21 protein-coding genes, 1 tRNA gene and 1 riboswitch are annotated in these 20,406 nt (G+C 64.5%); of the genes, 12 read left to right on the plus strand and 10 right to left on the minus strand.

The features are described from left to right. Positions 1-179 precede the first annotated feature (179 nt). Positions 180-367: riboswitch (cyclic di-AMP (ydaO/yuaA leader) on the plus strand. Beyond that, positions 366-1,112 carry a hypothetical protein gene (locus QWJ39_RS04600; protein WP_290256548.1) on the plus strand — a complete coding sequence of 249 codons (747 nt, stop codon included), beginning with the start codon at positions 366-368 and terminating at the stop codon, positions 1,110-1,112. Its footprint overlaps the riboswitch before it by 2 nt. 120 nt (positions 1,113-1,232) lie before the next feature. On the opposite strand, the gene upp is transcribed toward QWJ39_RS04600, so the two are convergent. Together upp and QWJ39_RS04610 are read right to left on the minus strand one after the other, a co-directional pair. Beyond that, a complete protein-coding gene (gene upp / locus QWJ39_RS04605) occupies positions 1,233-1,868 on the minus strand; it encodes a uracil phosphoribosyltransferase (RefSeq protein WP_290256549.1) in 636 nt (211 codons plus the stop codon). A 12-nt stretch (positions 1,869-1,880) separates the two neighbouring features. Beyond that, the gene (locus QWJ39_RS04610) at positions 1,881-2,717 is read right to left on the minus strand and encodes a phosphatase PAP2 family protein (protein ID WP_290257285.1); all 837 of its coding nucleotides are present in this window, start codon (positions 2,715-2,717) and stop codon (positions 1,881-1,883) included. Positions 2,718-2,813: 96 nt separating this feature from the next. Here QWJ39_RS04610 and QWJ39_RS04615 point away from each other — a divergent pair, with 96 nt between their 5' ends. Continuing rightward, positions 2,814-3,317, plus strand: a complete 504-nt coding sequence (locus QWJ39_RS04615; RefSeq protein WP_290256550.1) for a nucleoside deaminase — start codon at positions 2,814-2,816, stop codon at positions 3,315-3,317. Positions 3,318-3,356: 39 nt separating this feature from the next. Here QWJ39_RS04615 and QWJ39_RS04620 read toward each other — a convergent pair whose 3' ends face one another. The 4 genes from QWJ39_RS04620 to QWJ39_RS04635 form a co-directional block, all read right to left on the minus strand. Continuing rightward, positions 3,357-4,607 (minus strand): crosslink repair DNA glycosylase YcaQ family protein, encoded by a 1,251-nt coding sequence (locus tag QWJ39_RS04620; protein ID WP_290256551.1) that lies wholly within the window; start codon positions 4,605-4,607, stop codon positions 3,357-3,359. An 80-nt stretch (positions 4,608-4,687) separates the two neighbouring features. Next, a complete protein-coding gene (locus tag QWJ39_RS04625; protein WP_290256552.1) occupies positions 4,688-5,797 on the minus strand; it encodes a glycosyltransferase in 1,110 nt (369 codons plus the stop codon). A 5-nt stretch (positions 5,798-5,802) separates the two neighbouring features. After that, complete coding sequence (locus QWJ39_RS04630; RefSeq protein ID WP_290256553.1) at positions 5,803-6,201, minus strand: 6-carboxytetrahydropterin synthase; 399 nt, start codon at positions 6,199-6,201, stop codon at positions 5,803-5,805. A 3-nt stretch (positions 6,202-6,204) separates the two neighbouring features. Next, entirely contained in the window at positions 6,205-7,230 is a 1,026-nt protein-coding gene (locus QWJ39_RS04635) for a dehydrogenase (RefSeq protein WP_290256554.1), read from the minus strand. Positions 7,231-7,357: 127 nt separating this feature from the next. On the opposite strand from QWJ39_RS04635, the gene QWJ39_RS04640 reads away from it, so the two are divergent. The 8 genes from QWJ39_RS04640 (at position 7,358) to QWJ39_RS04680 (ending at position 13,926) form a co-directional block, all read left to right on the plus strand. Beyond that, positions 7,358-7,447, plus strand: a tRNA-Ser gene (locus QWJ39_RS04640). Positions 7,448-7,676: 229 nt separating this feature from the next. Next, a complete protein-coding gene (locus QWJ39_RS04645; RefSeq protein WP_290256555.1) occupies positions 7,677-8,621 on the plus strand; it encodes a DUF5655 domain-containing protein in 945 nt (314 codons plus the stop codon). An 841-nt stretch (positions 8,622-9,462) separates the two neighbouring features. Beyond that, entirely contained in the window at positions 9,463-10,098 is a 636-nt protein-coding gene (locus QWJ39_RS04650) for a hypothetical protein (protein ID WP_290256556.1), read from the plus strand. 1 nt (position 10,099) lies between these two features. Next, positions 10,100-10,426 (plus strand): antitoxin VbhA family protein, encoded by a 327-nt coding sequence (locus QWJ39_RS04655; protein WP_290256557.1) that lies wholly within the window; start codon positions 10,100-10,102, stop codon positions 10,424-10,426. Between the two features lie 138 nt (positions 10,427-10,564). Continuing rightward, positions 10,565-10,843, plus strand: a complete 279-nt coding sequence (locus tag QWJ39_RS04660; protein ID WP_290256558.1) for an antibiotic biosynthesis monooxygenase — start codon at positions 10,565-10,567, stop codon at positions 10,841-10,843. A 915-nt stretch (positions 10,844-11,758) separates the two neighbouring features. Then, on the plus strand, positions 11,759-12,166 hold the full coding sequence (mscL, locus tag QWJ39_RS04670; protein ID WP_290256559.1) for a large conductance mechanosensitive channel protein MscL: 408 nt from the start codon (positions 11,759-11,761) through the stop codon (positions 12,164-12,166). A 147-nt stretch (positions 12,167-12,313) separates the two neighbouring features. Further along, on the plus strand, positions 12,314-12,535 hold the full coding sequence (locus tag QWJ39_RS04675; protein WP_290256560.1) for a hypothetical protein: 222 nt from the start codon (positions 12,314-12,316) through the stop codon (positions 12,533-12,535). Positions 12,536-13,521: 986 nt separating this feature from the next. After that, positions 13,522-13,926: a DUF1003 domain-containing protein gene (locus tag QWJ39_RS04680; protein ID WP_290256561.1), complete on the plus strand. Its 405-nt coding sequence runs from the start codon at positions 13,522-13,524 to the stop codon at positions 13,924-13,926. Positions 13,927-14,156: 230 nt separating this feature from the next. Here the strand turns inward: QWJ39_RS04680 and QWJ39_RS04685 are convergent, their stop codons facing one another. Both QWJ39_RS04685 and QWJ39_RS04690 read right to left on the minus strand, forming a co-directional pair. Next, a complete protein-coding gene (locus QWJ39_RS04685) occupies positions 14,157-15,188 on the minus strand; it encodes a PDDEXK nuclease domain-containing protein (protein WP_290256562.1) in 1,032 nt (343 codons plus the stop codon). Between the two features lie 332 nt (positions 15,189-15,520). Beyond that, positions 15,521-16,276, minus strand: a complete 756-nt coding sequence (locus QWJ39_RS04690) for an alpha/beta hydrolase (protein ID WP_290256563.1) — start codon at positions 16,274-16,276, stop codon at positions 15,521-15,523. 1,329 nt (positions 16,277-17,605) lie between these two features. On the opposite strand from QWJ39_RS04690, the gene QWJ39_RS04695 reads away from it, so the two are divergent. After that, positions 17,606-18,166, plus strand: coding sequence for a polysaccharide deacetylase family protein (locus QWJ39_RS04695; protein WP_290257286.1), 561 nt, complete (start codon positions 17,606-17,608; stop codon positions 18,164-18,166). Positions 18,167-18,389: 223 nt separating this feature from the next. Here QWJ39_RS04695 and QWJ39_RS04700 read toward each other — a convergent pair whose 3' ends face one another. Both QWJ39_RS04700 and QWJ39_RS04705 read right to left on the minus strand, forming a co-directional pair. Then, positions 18,390-19,172, minus strand: coding sequence for a VOC family protein (locus QWJ39_RS04700; protein ID WP_290256564.1), 783 nt, complete (start codon positions 19,170-19,172; stop codon positions 18,390-18,392). A 202-nt stretch (positions 19,173-19,374) separates the two neighbouring features. Then, positions 19,375-19,512, minus strand: coding sequence for a hypothetical protein (locus tag QWJ39_RS04705; protein WP_290256565.1), 138 nt, complete (start codon positions 19,510-19,512; stop codon positions 19,375-19,377). 57 nt (positions 19,513-19,569) lie between these two features. Here QWJ39_RS04705 and QWJ39_RS04710 point away from each other — a divergent pair, with 57 nt between their 5' ends. Further along, a complete protein-coding gene (locus tag QWJ39_RS04710) occupies positions 19,570-20,181 on the plus strand; it encodes a response regulator transcription factor (protein WP_290256566.1) in 612 nt (203 codons plus the stop codon). Positions 20,182-20,406 lie beyond the last annotated feature (225 nt).

Raw genomic sequence — 20,406 nt, forward strand, 5'->3', positions numbered from 1 at the left:
CCTGCCGAATAGACGCCTCCAGGCATCGGGCGTGCGGGGAACCGTCGAAACGGCCCGAAAAACGGGGGCCAGCCCACCGCAAATCCGCAACCAGCCACACCGCGGCGTTACCTAAATGTGACATGAGGGGGAAAGTCCGGTACCGTTTTTATGGTGCGGCCATCGATCTGGCCGCATATCCGGGTCTGACGCCAAACTCTGCCGCTTCCCGGATTCCATGGATTGAGGCAGAGACGGGGAACCCAGAGTTCCCGGGCACCTGCATCCATGCACCCCTTGGGGTTAAGCCGACTCGTTGATCATCCGAGCGGCCGGATTTCTCATCCGAACCCGACAGCTAACTCCGTAGGCGTTGAGAGGCGAACATGACTGAACACAAGGCACCCGTGCGCCTAAAAGGCGCTAAACGCACCTCCTCGGCCGACGTCGCGCGCCACCGCGCCGACCCGGCCCAGGGCTCGGCCACCCGAGGCCGCGCCAGCTTTGGCTCCAAGGGCAAGCTCACCGCCGTCGCGCTGACCGCGGCCGCCGTGCTGCTGGGCGCCGGCGCCGCAGGCCAGGCCACCGGCACCACCGCCCCGGCCGCCACCGCCACCCAGGCCCCGGCCCTGCAGCTCTCCGACCTGGAACGGCTCGGCAGCTACACCCCGGCCACGGCACCGGCCAGCGTCGAAGCCCAGGCTTCCTATGTCACCCCCGAGACTCCGGCTCCGTCCACGCCCGCTCCGTCCACCCCGGCCCCCGCACCGGCTGCTCCGGCTCCCGCGGCGGCACCCGCCCCGGCCCCGCAGCCGGTGGCGGTCGACGATCCCGCCGGTGCCCAGGCCTATGCCGCCTCGCAGCTGCCGGCCCACGGCTGGGCCCCGAGCGAGATGCAGTGCCTGATGAAGCTCTGGACCCGCGAGTCGGACTGGAAGACCACGGCCACCAACCCGTCCAGCGGTGCTTACGGCGTGGTCCAGTCCCTCCCGGCCGAGAAGATGGCCAGCGCCGGCGCGGACTACATGACCAACTACCGCACCCAGATCAACTGGGGCCTGCAGTACGTGCAGGAACGGTACGGCTCCCCCTGCGGCGCCCTGAACTTCCATTACGCGAACAACTGGTACTAAACCGCTAGAGGCTGCAGCCACTTCGCGCAGAGACAGCAAAGGCACCGGATCTTCTCAGATCCGGTGCCTTTGCTGTATCCCCGGGCGGCCCGTTCAGCGGCCCGAGGGAAAGGGGACGCGCTACCCGGCGATGCCGTAGAGCCTGTCGCCGGCGTCGCCCAGGCCGGGGACGATGTAGGACTTCTCGTCCAGCTTCTCGTCGATGGAGGCCAGCACGATCGTGACGTTGGCGTCGGAAAGCTCTTCCTCCAGCTTGGCCAGGCCCTCGGGGGCGGCCAGCAGGCAGATGCAGGTGACGTCGGAAGCGCCCCGCTTGAAGAGGAACTTGATCGCCTCGCGCAGGGTGCCGCCGGTGGCCAGCATGGGGTCCAGGACGAAGATCTGACGGTCGGTCAGGTCCTCGGGGAGCCGCTCGGCGTAGGTGATGATGTCCAGGGTTTCCTCGTCGCGGGCCATGCCCAGGAAGCCGACCTCCGCGGTGGGGACCAGCTTGGTCATGCCCTCGAGCATGCCAAGGCCGGCGCGGAGGATCGGGACCACCAGCGGGGTGGGCTTGGTGAAGGCCGTGCCGATGGTGGTGCTGACCGGCGTCTCGATGGTGACCGGTTCGGTACGGACGTCGCGGGTTGCCTCGTACGCCAGCAGCGTGACCAGCTCTTCGGTGAGCTGGCGGAAGACGGGTGACGGGGTGTTCTTGTCCCGCAGAACGGTGAGCTTATGGGCCACCAGCGGGTGGTCGACAACGAGAGTGCGCATGGGTCAAAACTATCATCCGGACGCTTCGGACCGACCCCGCCCGCCGGGGGTCCCGGCGTCGTCGGCCACCCCGCGACCATGCGCCGTTTCGGCGTCGTGGTGCCCGTCCGGCGCCTTCTCGCGCAGGCGCTGGCCGTTGTCGAAGGTGGGTGCCGGGCCGGTCCGTTCCCGGTGCCTGATCACGTGGAACAGCCGATGCGCCAGGATCACGATGCCCACCCAGCCCAGGCCGAGCGCCCAGCCGAAGATCACGTCGGTCATCCAGTGATGGCCCAGGAACACCCGGCTCATGCCCATCGCGATGATGAAGAGCGCCCCGGCCGTGATCAATCCCACCCGGGCGATGGTGCGCTGGACCTGCAGGCAGGTGAGGTACACCACGAGTGAGATCACCACGGTGGTGTTCAGGGTGTGGCCGCTGGGGAACGACGGCGAGTTCTCGTAGGGCGGGACGGCATCGGCGTGGTCGGGGCGGGTGCGTCCGATGAGCTTCTTGCCCAGGGAGGTAGCGGTGACGGAGACTGCGGCCGCCCCGCCGATGAGGATGAGCGGGCGCCAGGTCCGGGTCCGCCAGATCAGCAGCGCGGTCAGGATGCTGGCCAGGATGGGCATGCCGATGCCGCCGCCGATGTTGGTGAACCCGGTGACGAACGCATCCAGGCCGGGGCTGCGGAGCCGTTCCATGGTGGCGAGCATGGGCTTGTCCAGGTTGGCCAGGCCGGCGTCGTCCACTACGTTGTCGTAGACCTCGGCGCTGGTCAGGGCCAGCGCCACCACCGCGATGCCGCCCAGCAGCATGGTGATCCAGAGCGCGGCGTAGGGCACCACCCATTTGCCCCAGCGCCGCATCAGCCAGCTCTCAGTCCTGGTGCTCACTGCGTTCTCCCGACGTCCGGTGCACCCCACGGTGCACAGCTTGCTTAGGATCGAAACTACCATTGAGCCATGACATCGCCCGAGCCCCGCCATGCCGAGTGGATGGGCCTCGCCCTGAGCGAGGCGCGGCAGGCCCTCGCCACCGCGGACGTGCCGATCGGGGCCGTGGTGATCGGCCCGGACGGGACGGTGCTGGGCGCCGGCCGGAACGAGCGGGAGGCCCTCGGGGACCCGACGGCGCACGCCGAGATGGTCGCCATCCGGGAAGCGGCCGCGCGGCTTCGCGAGCGCCGTGCCGACGAGGGGGCGCGCGACGACGGCTGGCGGCTGGCGGACTGCACCCTGGTGGTGACGCTGGAGCCGTGTGCGATGTGCGCCGGCGCGGTGGTGCTGGCCAGGATTCCCCGCGTGGTGTTCGGCGCCTGGGACGAGAAGGCGGGCGCCGCGGGGTCCGTCTTCGACATTCTCCGCGAGCGCCGGCTGAACCACTGGGTGGAGGTCTACGGCGGCGTGCGGGAGCAGGAGTGCGGGGACTTGCTGCGGGACTTCTTCGCCAAGCACCGCGGCGCCTGATTCCCGGTTCTTCGTCCCGGCCTCTTTACTGGCCCCTCCCTACCGTTCCGCGGTGGCCGTCGTCGACGCCCGCAGCGCGTCGATGCGCTTCCGGCGGGAAGCAGGGGAATCGAGGCTGAAGGCCCGGAAGTCGCCCAGATCCTCCCGGATCCAGGCCTCCACCTCCGCGATCCGCCGGCTGACCGCGGGCGTCAGGTCGCCGAACACCCAGGCGGCGATCTTCCCGGTCTCCGGGTCGTACTGCCAGAGTCCGATGATCCGGCCACGGTCCAGGATCGGGTGGTCCGGCAGGTCTGCCTGCAGCGCCAGCGAGCTGAGCCCCGCCTTGCGGTGGTCCGCCTCGTCCAGCAGCTCGGCCGCGTTCCGCCGCAGCAGCACCAGCGAATCTGTCCCGGCGAGCAGCTGGATCTGTTCCTCCGCGGGGGCGGTGAAGGCGGCGAGGCGGTCGACGTCGTCGGGCAGCATCCACAGCACGGCACTGTCCTTGCCTGCGTCCCCGGGGAGCGGGACGTCGACGGCACCGGCGGCCGCCAGTGCGGCGCGGGTCTGCGCCACGGTGAAGCCCGTGAACCACTGGGACTGTTTAGCGGTGGCGCCGCCGGTCCAGCCGAGGTAGCGGCGCATCAGCAGGGCGCGGACCTCCTCGTCGGTGAGCTCGCTGGTGGGCAGGTCCCAGGCCTCATAGGCGTAGCGCTGCCGGTCCAGGCGGCCGTCGGCAGGCACCCTGCGGATCCGGCCCTCCGCCTGCAGGATACCCAGCGCCGCGGGCAGCGTGGTGGCGGCACCCTTCTTCTTCCCTTCCTCACCCAGGCTTTGGACCGCGTCGCCGAGTTCCTCCTTGAGCTGCCGCGGGTCCAGCGGGGTACCGGCCTCGGCCAGGACGTGCCGGACCTGTTCCTCGAGCAGGGTGATTTCGCCGCGGTCCACGCCGAGCCGGGTCAGCACCGAGACGGCGGCCTCCGCGGCGGGGCGGCCCAGGCGCAGCGCCCAGGCAAAGTCGTCGCTGCCCAGGACGTAGGTGCAGCCGCGTGCCGTGGGAAGTTCCAGGATCCGCTGGGCGTCGACGTCGGCGTCCACCTGGCCGCGGCGGAGCCCGGCACGGGCAAACAGGGAGAGGTAGGGGTTGGCGCCGCCGACGGACCGGGCCCAGCCCGCCCGTGCGAGCACCTCCCCGGCGGTGCAGCCGGCCAGCGACCCGTCCAGGCCTTGCCGATGCCAGGACCAGGCGCGGAGGTTTGCGGCGGTGAGGCTCTGGGGCGGAAGGCTGACCGTGGCTGGCTGGGTGCTCATGCGCCCATTGTCCATCCATGCCGCGGACGGCGATACGGGGCTGCCCCGCGACGACTGCGGCGGCGGGGTGGAGCGGCCGGTTACCGGCCCAGGATTTCCAGCACCGTGCGGGCGGTCGCATCCCACCCGGGCAGGTGCTGCCGGGCGTCCAGCGCGGTGGCGCGCCACCGTGCCCGGAGCTCCGGCTCCGTGAGCCAGCGGCGCAACAGCTCCGTCAGGGGTGCGGGATCCTCGGCGAGCGCGACGGCGGCGCCCGGCAGCCCTGCGTCGTCCCCTTCGGCCTCTTCGCCCGTAGCCCTGGCCGCCCCGGGTCCTGCCTGCGGAGTTCCGGCCTGCGGGGTTCCGGCCGTGAGGGCCTCCAGCGCCCCGGTCCCGCGCCGGATGATCGCGGGGATGCCGCGGGCGAGGGACTCGGTGACGGCCATGCCGAAGGTTTCCGCGCGCGAGATCAGCAGCGTGAGGTCGGTCCGCGCCCATTCGGCGTCCAGGGCGTCCCCGCGAAGCTCGCCCGGGATCCGGACGCGCCCACCGAGCCCCAGCCGTTCCGTTTCGGCGCGGAGCAGGGCGGCGTACTCAGGGTCCGCGGTGTCCGCCCCCACCAGGGCAGCGGACCAGTCCAGGTCGGTCAGGGCTGCGAGCGCCCGGAGGAAGAGCAGCTGGCTCTTGTTCGGCAGCAGCGCGGCCACCATCGCCAGGTGCGGCGGGGTGGACCCGACCGCAGTCCCGGCGGGGTCGGTGCCGGGCAGCGCGACGGCGACGGTGGTATCGGCGCCGTCGAGGCCGTGCCGGGCGCGCAGTTCCGCCGCGGCGGAACTGCTGCTGCAGATCACCCCGGCCGCGGCGGCAACCGCGCGTCCTTCCAGGTCGGCATACCCGTCGAGCGGCATGTGGAGCAGGATCCACACCGGCGTCCCGGCGCGGGCGGCGGCCTCCAGCTGCTCCGGGGCACCGCAGGCCACGAGCCCGTCCACCAGGGTGACTGTCCCGGGGCCGGCCGGTTCCGCCAGCAGGTTCCCCAGCGCCGACCGGTCCGCGGGGCCGCCCACCGGCCAGTCGCCGTCGGCGGTCCGGGTCGTGGCGGGCACCCCGAGCGCGTCGAGGGCGCGGACCAGGGCCGCGTTGTAGGCGTTGCCGCCGGAGTTGTGGTGGACGTTGCCGGGCAGGACCAGGCGGATGGCGGAGGGCTGCACCGGGGCTAGTCGGCGTCGAACTCGAGGGAGTAGCTGGCCCACGCGTCCGGGGTCTCGCGCAGGGTGACGTCGATGCCCGCGAGCGCGCGCCCGTCGTCGCCCTCGCGGATCTGCGCGGCCACGGCGTCCGCGATGTACTGCGCCAGCGCCTCGGTGGTGCTCAGCTTGCCGGCGAAATCGGGGTGCTCGTCCAGGTTCTTGTAGTTCAGGCCGGACAGGACGGCGCCCAGCACCTCGCCCGCCTCGCCGATGTCCAGGACGATCGCATCCTGGTTCAGGCTCCGGCGGCGGAAGGTCACCTCGGTGACGAAGGTGGCGCCGTGCATGCCCTGCGCGGGGCCGAACGCCGGGCGGGGCAGGCTGTGGGCGATCATGAAGTTGCTGCGGACGGTCAGGCTGAACACGGATTACCTCGTGGTTTCTGTGGTGTGCGGGTATTCGATGACGTGGCAGAGGGCGTCGAGGGTGCCGTCGGAGAGTCGCTGGACGACGTCGGGCAGCTCCTCGAAGCGCGAGGTGCCGGTGAGGAAGGCCTCGAAAACGGGGTCGCGAAGCAGCGACACGGCGAGGTTCAGCCGGTCGGCGGTGGTGCGGCGGTGACGGCGGGCGCGCGCGACGACGCCCACCTGGCTGGCCCGGATGGAGAGGCGCCGGGCGTGGAAGTCCTCGCCGAGGGGCAGGCTGACGCTGCGGTCCGCGTACCAGGACATTTCGATGATCTCGCCCTCGTCGCCCACGAGCTGCAGGGCCCGTTCCAGCCCGGCCTGGGAGGCGGAGCAGTGGATGACGATGTCGCAGTCGCCGGCGGCGTCGTCCGGGTGGCTGAACTCGACGCCCAGGGCGTCCGCGAAGGCGCGCTTGGCCGGGTCGATGTCAATCAGCTGCAGCCGTTCCAGCGGGAAGCCGGCGAGGAGTTTGGCCACCATCCCGCCGACCAGTCCTGCGCCGATCACGGCCACCCGGTCCCCCAGCCGCGGGCCCGCTTCCCAGAGGGCGTTGACGGCGGTTTCCACGGTGCCGGTGAGGACGGCGCGGCGGGCCGGGACGCCGTCGGGAACCTCGGTGAGGGAGGTGACGGGGACGACGTAGCGGTCCTGGTGCGGGTGCAGGCAGAAGACGGTTTTGCCCTGCCACTCATCCGGCCCGGCCTCGACGACGCCCACGGAGAGGTAGCCGAACTTCACCGGACCGGGGAAGCTGCCCTCCTGGTGCGGGGCGGCCATGGCATCGGCCACACAGTCGGGGACCCGGGCGTTGTGCACCACCATCTCGGTGCCTTTGCTGATGCCGGAGTAGAGGGACCGGACCAGGGCCTCGCCGGGGCTGGGCGCCGGCAGATCCTCGGTGCGGAGTTCGCCCTGTTCCGGGCCGACGGTCCAGTAGGCGGTGGCGGTGCCCGCGGTCCGGGCGGAGGGCGCATTCGAAATAGTCATTGTGCTGTCGAATCTAGTGCCGTGCGGGCGCCGCCGGAAGCTTCCCGGGGCGGTCCGGGCGCGGCGGCCCCGTTGTGCCGGGCTCGTTTTGGGGTTCGGCCCCGCGCTCCGGTACCCTAGTCAGGTTGGTGACGTGTCCGAGCGGCCGAAGGTGCAACACTCGAAATGTTGTTTGGTGTAAAAGCCAACGTGGGTTCAAATCCCACCGTCACCGCCACGTAGCGAGGCCCCTGCTTCCCTTTGTTTACAAGGGAGGCGGGGGCTTTTGCTTTGTCCGGATAAACCTCATTGGCAAAGAATTGGCAAACCTTTCCTGCAGCAGACAAGTCCATCGTCATCGGGCCTGGGCATCACTTCACTCAGCTAGGACGACCACCTATTCTCAAATTTTCGCATCCCTACGTGGCGAGGACAGGGCCAGGAGCAAGAAGTGGAAGAGTTGAGTCGTGACCGATCTCAAACTGTTCCTTATAAATGGCGGCCGAGCCTCAGAGCTCACATCCCGCAGTTTCGCCCTCGAGAGAAATCTCCAGACCCTCATTGAGGAAAACATGGATGTCACCTTCGGTGTCAGGTATCTTGCCAGCGAGTACACGACAGGCAAGGTCCACCGCGGCCGCATTGACTCGCTGGGCCTGGACGAGAACGGATCGCCGGTGATCTTCGAGTACAAGCGGACGTCCAATGAGAACGTCATCAATCAGGGGCTCTTTTATCTGGATTGGCTCATGGACCACAAGGCAGAATTTCAGATTCTGGTGGCCTCCCGGCTGGGTGCCGCGACAGCTGAGAACATTGACTGGTCTGCGCCACGGCTGATCTGCGTCGCGAACGACTTCACGCGTTATGACGAATATGCAGTCCGGCAGATCGATCGGAATGTTGAACTTGTCCGATACCGGGACTTCGGTTCCGACCTTCTGGCCATTGAACTGGTCACGTCAGTTTCGACAGAGACAACGGCTACCACCCGAAAAGCATCCTCCATCCCAGCGCCTCTTGCCGAGGCGGCACCAGGGAAGAAATCGTCACGGGCCAAAACGGTTACCGAGCTGCTCGCGTTGGCAGATTTTGAGTTGGCGTCCCTCTACGAGAAGTTCGAGACGTTCGCGTTGTCGCTGGGTGATGACGTCGTGAAGAACGAACGCTCTCTCTACTTCGCCTTCCGCCGGCTGAAGAATTTCGCCTGCGTGGAAGTCCACCCGACATCGAAGAACTTGCTGGTGTACCTGAAGCTCCCCCCGGCGTCGGTGGAGCTGGTGGAGGGTTTCAGCCGGGACGTTAGCAAGATCGGACACTTCGGGACGGGCGATCTTGAACTGAGGATAAGTTCAACCGCCAACTGGCCACTGGTTGAGGAGCTAACCCGTCGGGCCTACGCTGCCAACTGAGCGGCTGCCGGCGACCGCACTCGGATTGCAGCGCCTACCGCTCTAATCACGTTGATGTTCCCGGACAACTTATGCGCCTAAGTGGCGCAGTCGTTACTTCGCGGGGCGACCCAAATTCGGGCTATGCCCTTACCAGCTTCGTTGACTCGTCACTCCTCTCCACAGTTGGGGCATGGCCCGATCAGGGGGCGTTCCATAAAGCACGGCTTACAGACATCGCCTCGTCGGCCTGCTGAATCACGCCCGGCAGCGCCGGAGCCGGACGACATTTCGGCGCAGGTCTGGCAAGGGGGCAGAGTTCGCATCTGCTCCTCTGAAGCACGGTACGGTGCTGGGCCGAGCATCGAACCGTCGCTGGCACGATAGAAGTGCGAGCAGTCCTCATGATGTCGTCGTCGAGGAACGGCTCCGGTCGCCTGGCCATCAAGGCTAATCGGATCTTTGACCCAGATGAGACCCGGATACTCAACTTTCGTTCACATCACCACGTTAATCCCGCACTCCGAAATTTGTCTGGACCCCTCCCTTTGACCTACCACGTGCGCGGCAACTCGGGCCGGTGTCACGTGCCAGCTGGTGATCTGCGACGGCAATCATCTAGTGCACCGGCCGGGCCCTAGACTAGCTCCAGCCCGAGAGTCGGGCGCGAGTATCGCAAAGTTGGATTTCCATGGTGCCGCTGATGTGCCCACTAAATGTCGATCACGAGGGCGTCGAGGTACTCGAAGCGCTCCCGGACGGTCGCAACAAAGCCTGGTGCCCAAACTGCGACTACGCCTGGGTGCATGGGGCGGACCGGCTGCACTCTGCGCGTATGACCGCACAGCCTACCCCTCGCCCCATGCCTACCGCGGACCAGGCCTCCCCTGAGTTGATGGCTCGCGCCCAGCTCCTCAAGTCGGAATTCCTGAGCCAGGAGCACGCCGGGCTCGATCCGCGCGTGCCGTCCTTTTGGGCGAAGTATCAGCGCATATTTAGTGAAGAGGGCCTTTCCGCAGCTGGCCCCGCTGAACTGCGAGCATTTGGGACGGACACGAGCGGGTCAAACCTCGGCATCCAGTCCACCTTCCTTACAGCTTTCGACAAGGATCCCGAGTATGGCGCAGCTCGGGTCCGGAAAGTGGTTGACCACCTGCTGCGGGGTACCGGCAAGCCTCTGGAAGACCGACTCACGAACTTGGTCAACGGGACGCTCAGCTTTTCGTTCCCGGGCTTCAAGGAACTCCTGCTTTCGAGGGTGCTCTCGGTCATGTACCCCAAGCGGTTCCTGACCCTCCTGACTTACGAGCAGAAATTGGTCGCGGCCAGGGACGTGTACGGCCTACACCTGCCACCCTACGATCGGGCTAGGATCGGCCACCAGATCGTTCAGAGCAATGACTTGCTCGCAGGGCTCGCCGGCGACGGCTTCCTTCACCGTCCGCACGCGGGCGAGTTCCTGTGGTGGGTCCAAATGCAGCCTCCGGGGGGGAACTGAAGTGAGCGAACTTCCTCAATCAGTCCTGTCGGCCTGCTGTACTCTCTCTGCCGATAAAATTCAAAGACCACCACACGACGAACGGAAGGTCGCTATGGGTTACCCCCAGCAGCCTGGAGATCTCCCCAAAGAGCAACCTGACCGTGTCCTGACCCCCGAGCAGATGCGCGAACTCACCATCGATACGATGGCCAGCTGGGCTCTTGACGGGTTGTACCCCTCCCGCGCGACCGTCGAGAGCATCAACGAGTTCCTAGCCAGCGGACTCACGCCCGAACAATACATCGAGAAGTTAAAGGAGAAGTGGCGTCAAGCGGAGGGTGACTAGTCCTTCGGTTCTGACTTTTGGCGTTACAAGGCTGTTCTCTTTGACAGCGCTGCCTATCGATCGGGCAAATCCGAAAGGGGATCCTTCACCGGGACGATGCCGGGCGGGGCGCTCTGTTCAGCAATGTAAGGATGAGTTATGAACAATGTCTTCCTCACCGGGCATCTTGTTTGCAGTGACCAAGAGCAGGTCGGGGTGGTAGCGCAGCACCTACCCCTGCACATCAAGCTGACACGCGCCGAGCCGGGATGCATTTCCTTCGAGGTGAACCCGACTCAAGACCCGCTGATCTGGCAGGTCAACGAGCAATTCCAGGACAGCAACTCGTTCCGCGCACATCAGCGACGAGTCGCGGAGAGCGAATGGGGCAGGGTCAGCGCACATGTCGATCGACACTACGAAATTGATGGCTTTTAGCCCGTCCGCTGATCGTCGGTGCAGCGGTCACCACTGCACGCTGCCAGATGGAGGATCCTTCAACGGACAATGATCATCCATCGCCGACCTTCTGTGTCATCCGAAATATAGTCATCTCGATTCCGCCGCAGCAGCCGATCCCTTTCCGCGCGGGACAGTTCGACAAGAATCGCCGCAGAAGCAACTCCGCTTCCGTCGTCACGGGAGCGACAGAGTCGGCAGCTCAGCACTCCGGGCTCCGCATCCATGGGAAGCGGACGCTCAAATGGCCGATGCAGCGACGACTGGGCGTCAAGGACTCCCTCGAACTCGCCTGGCAGGACTGGCAAGGATCCGCGGGCTGGGACCGGCTCGGGGGCCATCGAGGGCCTCTACGCCGCCGGTGAGGCCGCCGGCTTTGGCGGCGGCGGCGCGCACGGTTACAACGCGCTCGAAGGAACCTTCCTCGGTGGCTGCATCTTCACCGGACGGACAGTGGGCCGCTCCCTGGCCGCCGCAGTGTGAGCGGACACGAGCCGCCGTGGACGCGTCCCGCACCCACCCGGGGTTGTCCTCGTGTGTAAGTCCGGGCGCCTTCATGCCGGCACGTTTGTGTGCGCTTATAACAGCGGCAGACAGCCTCGGGCGGGTCACGTCGCCCGTGGCCTTCTACACCTTCGACGATCTCCCCGCGGCGAAACATCAGACACTGCCCGATGAAGACGCCTCGTCGGCGCCCTGGAGCGGGCCGAACCCGACATCAACGAGGCGTAAACCGAAAGCCCGGCCAAATGCTTTTACCGGGCAATTCTTGGCGGCGATAACGAAGACTATTTCGATTCAAAAAATGGAAATCGTGGCTCCGTCAGAAGAGAGTACGGCAGAATATCGCGTCGCTGGTGGCCATAGACGGGGCGGAGGATGTACTTTTGCTCCATGCTGACAGGATTCAAGAACTTCATCATGAAGGGCAACGTCGTAGACCTTGCCGTCGCCGTCGTGATCGGGGCCGCCTTCGGCGCCGTTGTTACGGCCCTAGTTCAAAGCGTTCTCATGCCGTTCATCGCGGCATTGGTCGGATCACCGAACTTCGATAGCTTCGCCGTCGTGACCCTCAACGGAAACGACATCAAATTCGGTGTCCTACTCACCGCGATCGTCAACTTCTTGCTCGTGGCGGCAGCTATCTATTTCGTTATCGTCGTGCCCATGAACCACATGATCGAGCGCCGCAACCGTCGCCTGGGCATCCAACAGGATGTCAAGGAAGAAGCGGCCGAAGACCCGCAAATTGCGCTCCTCACTGAGATCCGAGATACCTTACGACAAGACCGCCGGGCCTAATCAAGCCTGCGGCCCAAACCTCGCCAATATCCGCTATCAGGCGACATCGTACTGACCGATGCTGCGGTAGCGTGCTCTTAGGATCCTGGCACACCTACGGCCGAACGTTGGCTTTGTTGTTTCCGTCATCAATGAAAGGACATGAAAGTGGCTGTTTCGATTGAACTTGGCAAGGCGTTGGACAAGGCCTACGAGAACTCGACTCTGGACGAGATCCTGTCGGCTCCGCCATCGGCACTCGCCGGCCTGACCGAAAAGCACGACGAACTGCTTGCCGGTATGGGCATCAAAACCCTCAGGGATCTGGGAAGCAACAAGTATTTCGCTACGGCCGGCGTACTGGTCGCGCTCTCAGGCAAGGTTGGTTGACCCTGCAGCAGGGAGTCCGGCCCAGCACGATCGGCACTTAGCGACTGCCCGTTGACCTATTGGTCGGCCGGACGTACTTTGATAGGGATCGCCCGGCTCAACCACTGGGCATCACCTCCTGAGCCGCCCCGCGCATGACGCTAGCCCCCTAGCTAGCGCGGGGCGACTCCTCCGACGTCGAATGTCTCCTCGGAGCCCGATCGCCGACGGCGTCCTTTAGGCTCACGGATCGTCAGGACCGAGGACGTTCGGCGGCGAGGGAAAAGCCAGCTGCGTATCGTTTCCTGTGTCGGAATTATCCCTGTTCTGAACCTAACTGAGGTACGCGTCAACGCTGTTTTTGGGGCGGGCTACTGACCTACGGGAAAACTCGGGCTCGATCGGATTCACACCCGGGGGGTTGTCGGCCGGGCGCCGATAATGAACCTTATGTAAGGCTATTCCGACTTCTGGGTCTGCGAACTCTTCAGTGCCAGGATGCTTCGGGTCGCAAAATCGCGCCTTTGCGCCTCAGTTAGGTCCCTATCGCTAGACCGAAAACTGTCGAGCCCTGGCCGTCCACGCAAGAGTCAATGCGCGCGGCGACGGCACGAGCAAATTCAGTGCGACCGACAATGTCGGTTTTTGGAAGCGAGTCATCAGTCCACGGCGGGGATGTTGATCTGTCAGTCATGGCACACAGTCAACCATCCACTGCCGGGGTTGCCTCCAAAGCCGGGAACCGCGTCGAATCCCAGGCAGCCGGGCAAAATCCCGATAACCGACGTTATGACAAGCAGTTGCTGTTCTTGGCACCGTGCCGGGCTATTCCGTCCGGCTGGTGGATTGAATCTTCGTCGTTCACCACCCCGGAAAGAAAACGCGATTTGCGCGCCGGCCCCCCGTCCGGTTTGACGCACAAAGATCCCTGCTAGGGCACAACTCGTTGCCGCGCTCATCGACACCGCCGGCCTCTCGGGCCTGGCCGCCAGGGTCTAGTCTGGGGCATGAGCGATCAACGACAGACCTGGCACGACAAACACAAAGCTTCCCTGACGAAGGGCCAGCGCGCAGCTGACATCATGCGCAACGGGATGGGAAGCTGGCCTTTCGTCGGAGGCTTCATCGGCTTCATGCTTATCTGGGCCGCCATTAACACCTGGGCGCTGGCGACGAACGCATGGGACCCCTATCCCTACATACTTCTAAATCTACTGCTCTCCATGTTGGCAGGACTGCAGGGCGCCATTCTTCTCATTGCCGCCAAACGACAGGACGCCATCGCTGCAGCCATGGCCCAGCACGACTACGACACGAATCTAAAGGCAAAGGAAGAGATCGAGCTGCTGATAAATATCAACCGTCAACAGCTCGAGATCCTCAATGAGCTGAAATTGCTAGCCGCACCCTGAGTTACCCGCCCATGGTCAGGCAAGCATAAGAGACGAGCCAAATCGGCGAAGGCAACGATTTCCCAGCACAAGGAAAAAATCCATCAACTCCCGACACGCGGCCTCTCCCTCTTGCGAACTCGTCCCATTGCGGCCCCAGATCCGTTCTCGTAGCCACGGCCGCGGGCTGGCAACCCTTCTGGGGTCCAAGGCTCGAGATAGGCCTCGTAGCTGTTCCAGCTAAGGGTTGTTTATTCCGTTGCGGTCCATTTCAAAGCGGCCGTCAAATGTTCTGCGTCCGGCAGCCCTTGGCGAACGGCCACGGGGAGCGAATCGTAGGTGTATGCAGCAACCGCCACTGGGGACGTTGCACGCCCGAGGCTGTACCGGACGCTACGGTCGTTCTTGCTGCCGCAGATCAGGATCCCGATGGTCTCGTTGTGGTGATCCCGGCGGAGGACATCGTCGACGAGGGCGACGTAGAAGTTGAGTTTTCCGGCGTATTCGGGCTGGAACTTGCCGGTCTTGAGCTCGATGACAACGTAGCGGGATTGTTCGATGTGGAAGAAGAGCAGGTCGACGTAAAAATCGTCGCCGTCGACGTCGAAGTGGACTTGTCGGCCGACGAAGGCGAACCCGGGGCCGAGCTCGCGGAGGGTTTCGGTGATTCTGCTGGTCAGGGCGTTTTCGAGGTCCCGTTCGGCCACTTCACCTGAAAGACCGAGGAATTCGAAGTTGTAGGGATCTTTGGCAATCTGTTGGGCCAGTTCTGAGTCCGGTTCGACCAGGTGTTGCACAAAGTTCGATGGTGCGGCTCCGGTGCGTTCGAGGGTCTTGTTCATGATCATGTTCATGAGTACGTTCCGAGACCAGCCGTGCTCGACGGCAGCGGCGGCATACCAACGGCGGTGGTCGTGGGTTTCCAGCTTGTCCAGGAGCACTGTGATGTGGCCCCACGGCAATTGTCCAACAGGCTGTTGGACGATTGGGTCGGTCCAGGCAGCGGCGAATCCCCGCATGTAAAACAGGTTGGACCGGGAGAGGCCTTTCATATCCGGGAACTCCGACCGGAGGTCATCGGCCAGCCGGCCAATGACACCACTCCCCCAACTCTCCGCTTCCTGCCGCTCAAGGATGGTGCGGCCGATGGACCAGTACAGCTCGATCAGCTGGGTGTTGACGGTCCGGAGGGCTGTAATGCGAGCTGAACTTACCCGGGTCTTGAGATCGCGGAGGAGATCGGTGTAACCGGTGGGAAGGACAAGATCGCGCGGCGGAGTCATGGGTTCCATCCTAAAGAGCTTCCTGGTCCCCTAGCAGCGGAACAACAGGTGCTGCGCAACGAAGGGCACCTGGTCGCAGCTCTTGAGTGGGCCGGACCTGATATCGACGAAGGGTAAGGCAGCGACCGCTTCTTCAGTCGACTCTCCCCCGTCGTTCTGGTGCGCTGATAATGAAGATTATGTCAAAAAGGAACGGTGATTATTGCATCTGCGCATTCCTTGAACTATTCCCCGGGCTTGTCCGTGGCGACACCCAGGCTCGGGTATCGCTCAGAATCGGAAGACCGTCGGCGGGCCCGAGACGCCGGCGGCCCTGCCGTACGGGCAGCCGGTCATCCAGCAGCGAGGCTGAGATGGCGGGCGAAGAATCGCGTGGCATCTTCGCCCGCGAATTGTGGGACGCCTGTATGGCCGCCCATGTTGGCGTAGAGCGTTTTCTCCGTCGACCCGAAGGCGTCGAAGAGAGCGAGTGCCGCCCCTCGGTCGTTGCCCTCGTCATCCCATTGGAGGAGGACGTGTAGCGGGATGGTGACCTGACGCGCCTCTTCCATGATCGTGCGCGGCACGTAGCTACCGGCGAAGAGTCCGGCTGCTGCGATTCGCGGCTCGATCACAGCCAGGCGAACACCGATCGCGATCACCCCGCCGGAGAATCCCACGCGATCGCCGATCTCGGGAAGGTCGAGTACTTCGTCGAGCGTCAGCTGCCATTCCGGGACCGCCTTGTCGACCAGAGGAAGTATTAGCCGGTCAACGACGTCGTCAGCGGGCTTTTCGCCGGCGGCAACCGCGCGGGCAAGATCCGCACGAACTTGCTCTGCACCGGGCAGTGGGGATCGGCCGCCCGACCCCGGCAACTCGATACAGACCGCCGCAAAGCCTTGTGCGGCGGTGCTGCTCGCGCGTGCCGCTAAGCGGGGGTACATCTGCCGCATCCCGATCCCGCCGGGTAGGCCCATCAGGATGAGTGGAACAGGCGCGGATGCGGAAGCGGACGGCGGCGTCCATAAGATGCCGGAGATGTCACCAAGGGCGAACTCGCGCTCGGCGATGCCGTCGTTGAAAGTCTTTTCCGAGGTGAAGTGCATGGTCATCCCTTTCGGAGGTGATGCTGAGAAGCGGACTGATGGAAGCGGCGTGCCCAGGCTGCAGGAAATTCGTCCCCAAGGAAGGGTCAAGCATGGGAAACGCCCCCACGGGAGCCATTTGGGGGCGGCTGGGTGTGGGGGCGTTTCGTTGGCTCCCCGTACATGGGGGAACTGGGAGCCGTAGCAAACTTACTTTTTGGTAACCACCCGGTCAACCTATGGCTATTACGTCGGGAGCCAACTAAGGTTCACCTCAAGTCGGTGGCTCTACGCAACTTGTCTTGGGGGTGGCGCCACCTTCTCCCCACAGAAACGCCCCCGCGCTGGCCTTGGGGAAGGCAACGTGCGCGGGGGCGTTTCAGGGGGTTGCCTTTCGATTTCTGGGGAATGCGGAGAGTCACGGCCAACGTATGTTCACTCGGTGCTCCCAGTCGGCGTCCTGTGTTCGGCGTAGGTCTGCGAGCGGCATCCTGGCCTGCGACGCGAATCGCTTCTAAGGCTGCGAGGGTTACAACGCCCCGAAGGGGTTCGGCACTGGCACGGTCAGGCCGGTGATTCCGTCGCTGACTTCGGCGGCTATTAGCTCAGTCATAGAGACGCTGTCGAAATCTCTTAGCAGCTGAAATGCCTCCCATCGGCAATCGTGCCCCTCCGTGGCCAAATGCGATGACCGCATTGCGGATGCCCCTATTGACCCACTCAAGTCACGGGCATATTTTGATACGGATCGCCCGGCTCAACCACTGGGTATCACCCCCTGAACTGCCCCGCGCATGACGCCAGCTCCTTGGCTAGTGCGGGGCGGTTCTTGCGTTCCCGGGTCCGCGCCGAGGACCGTCGCGTCGACATCGTCCGTGTTTGGTGGTCATGGTGATGCCGGCCCGGGCGCGGTCTTCGAGGCTGCCGTCGGCCGCCGGGATTTTCGAGGAAGCCAGATTTGATTCCGCCTGTGACCACACGGACACCGCGGGGTGCTGTGTTAACCGGCAGGTGGTACTACTGACTGGAACACCCCGCTTATTCAGGACTTCGGACTTTATGTGTAACGATCACTCTCTTCCAACCAGCCGACGCGCAGCCATCGGCTTGTTTGGCGCCTCCCTGATGGCCGGGTTAGGGGCATGTGCGGCTCCGGTGGACCCGCCCACGCAGAGCTTGTCCGCGCAGCCTGGCGTCGAGGGGCCTGGGACGTCGGGGTACGACTCCGGTGGTCCACTGTCGGGGCCGACGGCGAGCTCTCCGGCGACGCCAAAACGTCTTCGACGTTCCTTCAGTCCGGACTACGTCCTTCCGCCCATCCAAGGGGGCCTGGCTCCGGTCATCACCAGGATCCCCACCAAGCACCCCGTTGTGTTCCTGACGATTGATGACGGAGCGGTCAAGTCCCCCGAAAGCGTCCGGCTGCTGGCAGCCAACGACCTCCCCGCCAGCCTGTTCCTGACGAAAAACACCATCCGGGACAAGCCGGGATTCTTCAGGGCGTTCATGGAGCAAGGAAGCCTGGTTGAAAACCACACCATCAGCCACAACGTGAACATGACCACCCAGTGGGGATACCAGCGGCAGCTCGAAGACATCGCCGGGATGCAGGAATTCGCGGTCCAAGAGTACGGACGCACCCCCACCCTGTTCAGGCCACCAGGCGGCGCCTACTCCACTGCTATGCGGCAAGCGGTTGCGGCGGCCGGCCTCAAAGCAATCGTCACGTGGGAAGCCAAAGCCAACGTCGGCCGCATGGACTATCAATACGGCAACTCTTTGCGGCCCGGCGACATTGTTCTCATGCACTTCCGGGCGGATTTCTCAGCCGACTTCGCCGCGTTCCGCGCCGCCCAGCTGGCCGCTGGTCTGGAGGTTGTGCTGCTGGAAGAATTCCTGGGCATTCAGTGAGTCCTTCCTGCAGCACAGCACGACACCCAGCTTCGTTGAGGAAGGTCGCCAGATTTCAAGGGGGCGATCATAGACATCATGGCTGCCGTCCACCCGAGGGCCAGGACGCACCTAATCCCCCACGGCATGACCCTCTGGAGGAGTCCCGCGCGGCTATTTGTCTAAGTGCGTTAGCCCTGCCATGTCTTTGGGTAGCTGTCAGGGACCAGGGCCTGCGGAGCGGCTAGCTGCTCTGCGGGAGGGGCTGGGTGATCTTGAAGATGGACCCGGTCGGGTCGGTGAGGGTTGCCATCCGTCCGAACGGAGTGTCCTCCGCGGCTTGAACTACGCGGCCGCCCAAGGCCAGCGCAGTGTCGATCGTGGCGTCGGCGTTCTCAACGGCGAAATACACTTGCCAGTTCGAAGGAACGCTCTCTGGCAGGAAGCTTGCCGCGTCCAAGATTCCAGCCTTGGATTCATCGCCTGTACCAAGGGTGGTGTAGCGGAATTCCGGTGTGTCGCTTAAGACGGTCGTGGTCCAGCCGAAGACGTCTTGGTAGAACTTTACGCTTGCGTCGTAATCGCGGGTGAGGACCTCGAACCACGCGGGAGAACCGGGATCAGCGACGAGCTGGAAGCCGACATGGCCGCCGAACTGCCAAGCGCCGACCGCTGCGCCTCCAGCGTCCCCGAGCATTGCCATTCTCCCCTGTTCCGGGACGTCCATCGGAGGAAGATAGATCTGGCCGCCATGGCCGGTGGCGGCATTTGCGGTGGCGTCGATGTCCTGGACCCGAAGATAGGTCGTCCACACGTCGGGGTAGCCCGAGTCGGCGTCGTTCTTCATGATGCCGGCGACTGGGGCTTCGTTTTTGAAGGCCATGATGTAGCCCCCGTACATTTCCGCGTCCCCCGTTTCGTAGGTCCAGCCAAAGAGCTGGTTGTAGAAATCCTTGGCTTTGTCCGGATCCGAGGTCATCAAATCAATCCAGCAGGGGTCCCCGGGGTTGATATCGGGCTTTGGCATGCGAAAGGCTCCTGTCACAACAGTGGATCTTGCAGACAAGACAGACTCTAAATGCCCTCGGCACCGGCATCAATACCGGTCCGGTCCGCGCCTGGGGTCGCATACATGGCTGGATCCGGCATCGAACTGAACCTCTGTCACACGTCGAGCGAACCCCTAGCAAGACCTCCTGTCTCTGGCGACGCTCTTCCCAAAGGCGTCCTCACTTGAGCGCCTGAGTCCCTTCTGCCGGCAGCGCCGAGGGCAACTCCATGATGGCGCCGCCCACATGCTCGATAATTGCTTCATGTCGTGCCCCACCACTCCAGGCGCAGTGAATCACCCGGATGAAGTCGAGCATCGTGCATCTCTGGGCCCGGTCCTGATCAGCCACCCAAACCCGCGTGCGGGAGTCACCATGGCCCGGGAGCTGACAGACGCAGGATGGCTGGCGTCCTTGGTGGCCGAAAGTCCCGGCGTCAAGAAGCCTGCCGTCCTGATCGTTTATGCCGCCGACGCAGAGCGCGCTGTTGCCGATGCCGCGCGGACCCGACGTTCAGACCCCCACACCCCCGTCCTGTTCCTCACCGCTCCCGAGTCCTTCGAAGATCTGCTCCGAATAGGCACCTGGCCCGGAGACGACTATCTGACAGCGCCCTTTACGACAGCGGACGTGGCGGCGCGGCTGCGGTGGCTCACCCGAACTGCGGTCACTGCCTCGGATCCGGAACTCACCGTCGGCGACCTGAAACTCCGCCCCCGGTGCCTGCTCGCCCGCCGAGGAGACCATGAGATCCCGCTGACAAAAACTCAATGCTCGCTCCTGGGACTCCTCATGGAAAAGCCCGGAAGGGTGATCAGCAAGATCGAACTGGCCAATCGAATGTGGCCGGACAACAACGTACGGGGCGCCAACAATGTCGAGCTCCACATCTCCTATCTCCGTCAGAGAATAAACGCGGCCGGACCACCGATGATCCACACTCGACGTGGCGCCGGTTACCTCATCAGTCCGGCTCAGGTGAGCTGAACCAGACAGGAGCAACCCCTGCGGGTCTTTTGAACGTCCCGGGTGAAAACCTGGGTCATACATACGGGGCACGTCCACCCGGATTGCGGTGCGGCCTTGACTTTCGCGGCTGAGGCCCGGTCGGTGCTCTCGGTGTCCGCGCCCGTTTGCTGAGGCTTTGAAAGCCTCCGCGGGACGCCCAGCGATCTGGGAAATTGCAAGCGACCCTGTGGGGACTGCATGCGG

Source organism: Arthrobacter sp. YD4, from assembly GCF_030410515.1.
Taxonomy (GTDB): Bacteria; Actinomycetota; Actinomycetes; order Actinomycetales; family Micrococcaceae; genus Arthrobacter.

Coding starts and splice junctions, on each gene's coding strand:
- QWJ39_RS04600 (WP_290256548.1), top strand. CDS start 366: ATGACTGAACACAAGGCACCCGTGCGCCTAAAAGGCGCTAAACGCACC.
- upp (WP_290256549.1), bottom strand. CDS start 1,868: ATGCGCACTCTCGTTGTCGACCACCCGCTGGTGGCCCATAAGCTCACC.
- QWJ39_RS04610 (WP_290257285.1), bottom strand. CDS start 2,717: ATGCGGCGCTGGGGCAAATGGGTGGTGCCCTACGCCGCGCTCTGGATC.
- QWJ39_RS04615 (WP_290256550.1), top strand. CDS start 2,814: ATGACATCGCCCGAGCCCCGCCATGCCGAGTGGATGGGCCTCGCCCTG.
- QWJ39_RS04620 (WP_290256551.1), bottom strand. CDS start 4,607: ATGAGCACCCAGCCAGCCACGGTCAGCCTTCCGCCCCAGAGCCTCACC.
- QWJ39_RS04635 (WP_290256554.1), bottom strand. CDS start 7,230: ATGACTATTTCGAATGCGCCCTCCGCCCGGACCGCGGGCACCGCCACC.
- QWJ39_RS04650 (WP_290256556.1), top strand. CDS start 9,463: ATGCCTACCGCGGACCAGGCCTCCCCTGAGTTGATGGCTCGCGCCCAG.
- QWJ39_RS04660 (WP_290256558.1), top strand. CDS start 10,565: ATGAACAATGTCTTCCTCACCGGGCATCTTGTTTGCAGTGACCAAGAG.
- mscL (WP_290256559.1), top strand. CDS start 11,759: ATGCTGACAGGATTCAAGAACTTCATCATGAAGGGCAACGTCGTAGAC.
- QWJ39_RS04680 (WP_290256561.1), top strand. CDS start 13,522: ATGAGCGATCAACGACAGACCTGGCACGACAAACACAAAGCTTCCCTG.
- QWJ39_RS04685 (WP_290256562.1), bottom strand. CDS start 15,188: ATGACTCCGCCGCGCGATCTTGTCCTTCCCACCGGTTACACCGATCTC.
- QWJ39_RS04690 (WP_290256563.1), bottom strand. CDS start 16,276: ATGCACTTCACCTCGGAAAAGACTTTCAACGACGGCATCGCCGAGCGC.
- QWJ39_RS04700 (WP_290256564.1), bottom strand. CDS start 19,172: ATGCCAAAGCCCGATATCAACCCCGGGGACCCCTGCTGGATTGATTTG.
- QWJ39_RS04705 (WP_290256565.1), bottom strand. CDS start 19,512: ATGCTCGACTTCATCCGGGTGATTCACTGCGCCTGGAGTGGTGGGGCA.
- QWJ39_RS04710 (WP_290256566.1), top strand. CDS start 19,570: ATGGCCCGGGAGCTGACAGACGCAGGATGGCTGGCGTCCTTGGTGGCC.